Raw genomic sequence first — 7,314 nt, forward strand, 5'->3', positions numbered from 1 at the left:
CCCCTTTCCTAGTTCATAACACCCTCTAAGCCCGAATCGCCGCCACCAGCGCATCCAGGTCGACCGGTTTCACGAAGTGATGGTCGAAGCCCGCGGCGAGCGCCGCTGCGCGGTCATGCTCCTGGCCGTAGCCGGTGATGGCAACCAGCAGCGGCCGCCACGTCTCGCTGTGCATGCGGATGCGGCGCGCCATTTCATAACCGTCGAGCCTGGGCATGCCGATATCGAGGATGCAAATGTCCGGCCGCTTCGCGACCGCGACATCGAAGGCGCGCACCGCATCGAATTCGACAACCGGGCGGTGTCCGGCCGCTTCCAGGTACATTGCCAGCGTCTCGGCCACGTCCACGTTGTCGTCGGCCACAAGGATGTCCAGCGGGCGCTGCTGTTTCCATGCGCTGCGCCCGAGCTTGTCCGGCAGGTCGCCGCCGTTCCGTGCGAGGCGCGGCAGCACCACTGAAAAACGGCTGCCGCGGCCAACGCCGTCACTGTGGCAGGACACCGTGCCGCCATGCGCTTCCACCAGGCTTTTCACGAGGGCCAGCCCCAGGCCCAGGCCGCCCTGCGCGCGGTCGAGCGAACGTTCCGCCTGCGCGAACAGTTCGAAGACGAGCTGCTGGTGGTCCGGCCTGATGCCGATGCCGTTGTCCACGACATGCAACGTGACGTTGCTGTCGCTGACCTCCGTCGCCAGCTGGATCGCCCCGCGTTCAGGTGTGTATTTCGCGGCGTTGTTCAGCAGGTTGGCGACGACCTGGATCAACCGCTTCTGGTCGCCGAGCACCTGCGCCGCCTCGGGCGCCGCGCGCAGGGACAGGCGGTGCCGCCGCTCGTCGATCAGCGGCTGCGTCTGCTCCACGGCGCTGGCGACGATGGCATCGATGTCCTGCGGCGTCTTGTCGAGGACGACGGCGCCGCGCGTGATGCGCGACACGTCGAGCAGGTCGTCCACCAGGCCGGTCAGGTGCCGCGCCTGGCGGACGATGATGGCGGACATCCTTTTGAGCACGTCGCCATCGACATTGGCGTGGTCGAGCAGCTCAGACGCGGTGATGATCGGCGACAGCGGATTGCGCAGCTCGTGGCCGAGCATGGCCAGGAACTCGTCCTTGCGCTTTGCCGCCAGGCGCAAGGTTTCCTCGTCCGCCTTGCGCGCGGAAATGTCCTCGATTACCGCGACGGTGTACTTGAAGCCGCCATCCGCATCGCGCACCGCGGATACCGTGACCTTGACCCAGAAAAGATTGCCGTCGCGCCGGATGTAGCGCTTGTCGATGGTGATGTCGCGCGCGCCGTTGATCAGGTGGAGGAAGATGACGCGCGACGCATCGTGGTCGTCGGCATGGGTGATGTCCATGAAGGTCAACGCATGCATCTCGTCCTGGCTGTAGCCGAGCATGTCGCACAGTTGCCGGTTGACGCGCAGGAAGCGGCCGTTCGCGTCGACATGGGCGATGCCGACAGCGGCCTGCTCGAAGGTGGAGCGGAACATTTCCTCACTGTCGAGGAGCCGCTGCTTTGCCTGCTTCTCGGCGGTGATGTCGCGCGTTTCGAGGATCATCATGATCGGCTGGCCGTCGCGGCTGACCGGGCTGGCCGAGCAGCTCACATGGAAAGGTGTGCCGTCCTTGCGGAAGAACACGTCTTCATGGTTGCGCCGGCTCTGGTTCTTGCCCGGCGTGCAGCCGATCGGACACGCTTCGATGGGCAAGGGCCGGCCATCGGGCCGCTTGTAATGCACCAGGTCGTGCACCGTCCTGGTCCGCAAGTCTTCGCGGGTCAGGCCGGTCATCTCCATCCACCGTGGATTGGCGTACAGGCAATAGCCGCGTTCATCCATGATGACCAGGCCGTGGACCGAGTTCTCCGCAATGGCGCGGGTCAGCTCGTTGAAGTCGGGCGCGCCCGGATTGCTGCTTCGAATCATCGTAGTCGGCGATGCGATTGAAATGTGTCGCATACCTTACAGCATCTGGCGGAATGCTTCAGGGACAGGCCGGAAAGCTTGCCACTTGCCCACATTTGCTGTGGTCAATTCTGTGGACAACCCGGGAGAACCATCCGTATGGCATTGATCCTTAAAGGAATTATTCCATTGATGAAAATCAATGCAGGCTCAGGCCACCAGCCGGTAGCCGACACCGGTTTCAGTCAGGATGTGCACCGGGCGCGCCGGATCGGTTTCCAGTTTCTGCCGCAGGTGGCCCATGTAGATGCGCAGGTAGTGGCTGCGTTCTGCACTGCCCGCGCCCCAGGCTTCGCGCAGCAGTTGCGTGTGGGTCAGGACCTTGCCGGCATTGCGCACCAGCACGGCGAGCAGCTTGTATTCGATCGGCGTGAGATGCACGGGGGCGCCGTCGCGGGTGACGGTGCGCGCGGGGAAATCGACCACGATCGTGCCGAAGCGGAATACCGCGTCCGCCTCGCCATCATCCGCGCCGCGCCGGCGCAACTGCGCGCGGATGCGCGCCATCAGCTCCGAACTGCCGAAGGGCTTGGTCAGGTAATCGTCGGCGCCGGCATCGAGCGCGTCGACCTTCTGCGCCTCGTCGCTGCGCGCCGACAGCACCAGCACCGGCAGCGGCGTCCATGCGCGCAGCTGGCGGATCAGTTCCACGCCATCCATGTCGGGCAGGCCGAGGTCGAGGATGACCAGGTCGGGGCGGCGCATGCCGATTTCCGCCAGTCCCTCGCGGCCGGTCTCGGCTTCGGCGACGACGATGCCTTCCGCTTCGAGCGTCATGCGCAGGAAGCGGCGGATGGCCTTCTCATCCTCGATGACGACGATGCGTACCGGAGCGTTCATGGCGACACTCCCTGCTCGCCGGGTTCGGCGGGAGGCGTACCGAGCGGCAGCGTGAAGACGAAGCGCGCGCCGCCGCCGGCGCGGTTCTCTGCGCGGATGCGGCCACCGTGCGCTTCGACGATGGTGCGGCAGATCGACAGCCCGAGCCCGACACCGCGCGATGCCGCCGCATCCGTGCCGCGCTCGAACTTGGCGAAGATGCGTTCTTCCATGCCGGCGGGAATGCCGGGGCCGTCGTCCTCGATGCTGATGTGCGCCTCATCGCCCTCGGCCGATGCCGCGATGCGGATGGTGCCGCCGGGCCGCGTGTGCCGGGCGGCGTTATCGAGCAGGTTGCACAGCACGCGTTCCATCAGCACCGCGTCGAATTCCAGCAGCGGCATTCCCGGCGGCAGTGCGACGTCGACATGGCAGCCTGACAGGGGCTGCGCCAGCATTGCCAGCGCGCTGCCGACTACTTCCTCCAGCATCTGCCACTGCCGGTTCAGGCGCACCGTGCCCGCGTGCAGGCGCGCCATGTCGAGCAGGTTGGTGACGAGGTTGTTCATGCGGACCGCGTTTTCCTGGATGGCTTCGGCCAGCTCGCGCTGCGTCTCCTCGGCCAGCGTGCGGTTGCCCGCCATCGTGCTCGACAAGCCCACGATGGCCGTCAGCGGCGTGCGGATGTCGTGCGAGATTGCGCTGAGCAGCGAATTGCGCAGGCGCTCGGTTTCCATCGACACCGTGGCCGCCTGCGCGGCGTCGGCATAGTGCACGCGTTCGAGCGCCATCGCGATCAGCGAAGCGCAGGTCTGCAGCATCCGTTCCAGTTCGCCGGACAATGCAGGGCTGCCGGCTTCCGGCGTCAGCACCAGCACGCCGCGGGTTCCGGCGGGCAGGTAGGCGGCACCGCCCGCCCACGCCAGCCGTCCATCCGGCCCGCCCGCAGCCTGCTGCTCGAACACGGCGCGCGCGGTGCGCAGGACCGCCTCCTGCGCGGCCTGTCCGTCGGGCAGGATGCGCAGCCCGTCGCCGCCTGCGACGAGGAAGAGGATGTGCGCCTGGAACATGGCCTGCAGGCGGCGCGTGCCGATCGCGGCGACCTGTTCCTCCGACAATGCCCCGGACAGTTCGCTCGAAAGCTCGAACAGCGCCTGCGCGCGCCGCTCGCGGTAATGCGCGATCAATGCCTGCTGGCGCAGGTTGGCGGTCAGGTGGCTGATGAGCAGGGACACCGCCAGCATGATGGCGAAGGTGAACAGGTACTCGGTGTGGACCACCGTTAGCGAGTAGTACGGCGGCACGAGGAAGACATCGAAGGCCAGCACCGCGAGGAAGGAGGCGGCGATGCCGGGCCGGCGGCCGAAGCGGACGGTGACCAGCACCACCGCCAGCAGATAGAGCATGACGAGGTTGGCCGGCGCGAGGCGCTCGCGCAGCACTAGCGCCGCCAGTGTCGCCAGTGCGCAAGCCAGGATGGCCCACGCCACACCGGCCGCGCCTCCCTTCTCGCCGGCGGGCAGGTCGAAAGATGGCGCGCGTGTTTCGATGCCGACCAGCGCGGTCAGCATGTGTTGCGTCCAGCCGGGGCGATCGGTCGTGCTGTCGGTGTTCGGGTTCATGGCCGCCTTCACTGTAGCGCAGAAAGGGCCAGTCTCAAATCTCGACCTGCGCTCCCAATTCGATCACGCGGTTGGTCGGCACCCGGAAATAATCCGCCGCATCGCGCGCATTGCGCGACAAGGTCGCAAACAGTTGTTCCCGCCAGGCCGCCATGCCGCTGCCGACGGTCGGCACCACATTCTGCCGCGCAATGAAGAACGAGGTCTCCATCATGTCGAAGGCCAGGCCCGCCGGCGCGCACAGCGCCAGCACCTGCGGGATGTCACGTTCGTCCTTGAATCCGTAATGCACGTTCACCTGGTAGCACGCGTGGCCGAGCGGTTCGATCCGTACACGCTCGGCCTCGGCGACTGTCGGGATATCGCGGTTGAACACCGTCAGGAACACGATCCGCTCGTGCAGTGTCTTGTTGTGCAGCAGGTTATGCAGCATCGCATGCGGCACGCCGTCGCCCTCGGCGCGGAAGAAGACCGCCGTGCCCGGCACGCGTACCGGCGGCGAGACGAACAGCGAGTTCAGGAAGTCCTGCAGCGGGATGTAATGCCGGCGCAGGTTGCCGAACACCAGCTCGCGCCCGGTGCGCCAGGTCAGCAGCAGCGTGATCATGCCGGTGCCGAGCATCAGCGGGAACCAGCCGCCGTGCGCGATCTTGAGTGCATTGGCCGAGAAGAAGGCGAGGTCGATCACTAGGAAGAAACCGGTGGCGGCAACGCACAGCAACAGGTTGTACTTCCAGCCGAAGCGGATCACGAAGAAGGTCAGGATGGTGGTCGTCACCATGGTCATCGTCACCGCGATGCCGTAGGCCGACGCCAGGCTCGACGAGGAACCGAAACCGGCTACCGCGAGCACCACCACGATCAGCTGCAGCCAGTTCACCAGCGGGATGTAGATCTGCCCGATCTCGCGGTCCGAGGTATGCAGGATGCGCATGCGCGGCAGGAAGCCGAGCGCGATGGCCTGGTGGGTGATGGAGAAGGTCGCGGAGATGGTGGCCTGCGAGGCGATCACGGTGGCCATCGTCGCCATTGCGACCAGCGGATAGATGCTCCATGCGCCAAGCTGGTAGTAGAAGGGATTGGCGATCGCGTCCGGGTTGGTCAGCAGCAGGCCGCCCTGCCCCAGGTAGTTGAGCGCGAGCGCGGGGAAGACCACCGAGTACCAGGCGAGCCGGATCGGCCGCTTGCCGAAGTGCCCCATGTCCGCATAGAGCGCTTCCGCGCCAGTGAAGGCGAGGAAGATCGAGCCGAGCGCGACGAAGGCCTGCCCGCCGTTGTGCGTGAAGAACTGCAGCGCGTGCAGCGGGTTGAGGGCGGCCAGGATCTGCGGCGCGCGCGCGATATTGACCGCGCCCATGCAGGCCAGCGCGGCAAACCACACCAGCACAATGGGGCCGAACCACTTGCCGATGCCGGCCGTGCCCTTGTGCTGCACCATGTACAGCGCGACGAGAACCGCGATCGTAAGCGGGATGACATAGGGCTGGAAGGCGGGCGTGGCGACTTCCAGCCCTTCGATGGCGGAGAGCACGGAAATGGCCGGCGTGATCACGCCGTCGCCGTAGAACAGCGCCGCGCCGGTCAGGCCAACCAGCATGACCGGCCGGTACCAGCGTGACTCGCGCGTCACCGAAGCCATGGCCATCGCCATCAGCGCCATGATGCCGCCCTCGCCGCGGTTGTCGGCGCGCAGGATCAGTGCCACATACTTGAGCGACACGATGATCGTCAGCCCCCACACGATGAGCGACACCGCGCCGAGCAGGTTGGCCTCGTCCAGCGGCACGCCGTGGACCGGCGAGAACACTTCCTTCATGGTGTACAGCGGGCTGGTGCCGATGTCGCCGTAGACGACGCCGATGGCCGCCAGGCTGAGCGTGGCGAGGGTGGAGCGGGATGGGGTGTGGTCCATGGATAACCTGCGATGGTGCGGCAAGGTACCGCGATGGTGCCGACCTTACCGGCGTCCATATATAAATGGTGTAAAGACCGCCCGACTTGCCCACATTTGCTGTGGCCAATTCTGTGGACAACCCGGGATAAGCATCCGTAGGGCATTGATTCATAACGGAATTATTCCTTTGATGAAAATCAATGCAGCACGCCTTGATCCAGCGCCCTTGCCCGGCGCGGCGCTTTCCCGCTATCGTGTCCGTTTTGCTCACCGGCACCCGACCATGCTCCTGTTCCTCGGCTTTGACGGCGTCCTGCATCCGGCGGACGGCGAACGTACCCTCTTCCAGCACCGCGACGCCCTCGAAGCGCTCCTGCGCGCGCATGCGCATGTCGATGTCGTCATCACCTCCTCGTGGCGTGAAGTGTTCGACACGGACACCTTGCGCGAGGATTACTTTTCGCGCGACATCCAGCCGCGCATCATCGATGTCACGCCCCTGATTCCGGGCGCGATGCGGTGGCAGGAAGTGCAGGCCTACCTGGAAGAAACACGCCATGCGGGACCGTATCTCGTGGTCGACGATGACGCATCCGAGTTTCCGCCCGGATGGGAGCACCTGCTGTTGTGCGCGCCGGAAACCGGCCTCGACGCGGGCAAGCTGGAAGAACTTGCCGCGCGTATCCGACGCTGAGCCAGCAATCCGGGCACCTTCGGTGAACCCGGCTTCATGACTGGAATTTAATGCGCTGAGTCCGGGTCAAACGGCAACACATGCAGTGAAGGAACTGTGAATTGCCGCCTGATGCGCCCGCAGGGAACCTTGCCCCTCCACCCGCCCACCCGCCCTCCCGCCAGCGCACAGTTCGCACCGTCCTGAGCTGGCTCGTCGCGTCCTGCCTGCTGCCGGGAATCGTCGGCGCATGCGTGCTGTTTGCGCTCGAGTACCGCAATGCCGAGCAGCAACAGGAAAGGGATACGATCCAGACAGCGCGGGCGCTGATGCAAGCCGT

The 7,314-nt window shown here is 65.7% G+C and carries 6 protein-coding genes; 2 read left to right on the plus strand and 4 right to left on the minus strand.

Annotation, left to right across the window (positions count from 1 at the left end; genetic code table 11):
• Nucleotides 1-25 precede the first annotated feature (25 nt).
• The 4 genes from AYR66_RS04190 to AYR66_RS04205 form a co-directional block, all read right to left on the minus strand.
• Nucleotides 26-1,927 (minus strand): PAS domain-containing hybrid sensor histidine kinase/response regulator, encoded by a 1,902-nt coding sequence (locus AYR66_RS04190; RefSeq protein WP_170942057.1) that lies wholly within the window; start codon nucleotides 1,925-1,927, stop codon nucleotides 26-28.
• A 189-nt stretch (nucleotides 1,928-2,116) separates the two neighbouring features.
• Entirely contained in the window at nucleotides 2,117-2,806 is a 690-nt protein-coding gene (locus AYR66_RS04195; protein WP_088706491.1) for a response regulator, read from the minus strand.
• On the minus strand, nucleotides 2,803-4,407 hold the full coding sequence (locus tag AYR66_RS04200; protein WP_088706492.1) for an ATP-binding protein: 1,605 nt from the start codon (nucleotides 4,405-4,407) through the stop codon (nucleotides 2,803-2,805). Before AYR66_RS04200 ends, AYR66_RS04195 begins: the two co-directional genes overlap by 4 nt.
• 34 nt (nucleotides 4,408-4,441) lie before the next feature.
• A complete protein-coding gene (locus AYR66_RS04205) occupies nucleotides 4,442-6,319 on the minus strand; it encodes a potassium transporter Kup (RefSeq protein WP_088706493.1) in 1,878 nt (625 codons plus the stop codon).
• Between the two features lie 172 nt (nucleotides 6,320-6,491).
• Here AYR66_RS04205 and AYR66_RS04210 point away from each other — a divergent pair, with 172 nt between their 5' ends.
• Nucleotides 6,492-6,995: an HAD domain-containing protein gene (locus AYR66_RS04210; protein ID WP_088706494.1), complete on the plus strand. Its 504-nt coding sequence runs from the start codon at nucleotides 6,492-6,494 to the stop codon at nucleotides 6,993-6,995.
• A gap of 101 nt (nucleotides 6,996-7,096) precedes the next feature.
• A partial coding sequence (locus AYR66_RS29295; RefSeq protein ID WP_206047048.1) for a hypothetical protein occupies nucleotides 7,097-7,314 on the plus strand: 218 nt, incomplete at its 3' end.

This window comes from Noviherbaspirillum denitrificans (genome assembly GCF_002211445.1).
GTDB lineage: Bacteria > Pseudomonadota > Gammaproteobacteria > Burkholderiales > Burkholderiaceae_D > Noviherbaspirillum > Noviherbaspirillum denitrificans.